This window comes from Streptomyces otsuchiensis, assembly GCF_004305975.1.
In the GTDB taxonomy this organism is placed as follows: Bacteria; Actinomycetota; Actinomycetes; order Streptomycetales; family Streptomycetaceae; genus Streptomyces; species Streptomyces otsuchiensis.
Genome location: NZ_BHZI01000601.1, coordinates 1 through 482 on the forward strand (window position 1 = coordinate 1; position 482 = coordinate 482).

Here is a 482-nt window from a genome sequence, read left to right on the forward strand (position 1 = left end):
GAGCCCACCCCTGACTCCGTCTCCGCCTCCGCCTCCGTCGCGGAGCCCGCGGCGGACGCCGGAACCCCGCCGGCCCCCCGGCCGGCACGCGTCGCCCTGGCCGCCGTCCTCACCGGCGTGGAGGGGCTGGCGATCGCGGGAGCGGGCGCCCTGATGCTGTTGCTCACCGTCACCGGGGAACCGGACGGGCTGACGCAGGCCGTCACCGGCGCGCTCACCGTCCTGGCGCTCGCGGTGCTGCCGCTGGCCGCCGGCCACGGACTGTGGCGGCTGCGCCGCTGGAGCCGCGGCCCCTCGGTGCTGACCCAGATCCTGGCGCTCCCCGCCGCCTGGTACATGTTCCAGACCGGCGGGGCCTGGCAGCTGGCGGCCGTGCCGCTGGCCGTGGCGGCCGTCGTCATCCTCGGCTGCCTGATGTCCCCGTCCGCGGCCGAGGCACTCGGCGTCACCCCGCCCGGCCCACCCGCCGGCGAGGAGGACGC

General features: G+C 78.6%; 1 protein-coding gene. It reads left to right on the plus strand.

Going from position 1 to position 482, the window contains the following annotated elements:
* On the plus strand, nt 1-482 hold a 482-nt coding region (locus tag E0D90_RS26045), incomplete at both ends, for a hypothetical protein (protein ID WP_174856269.1).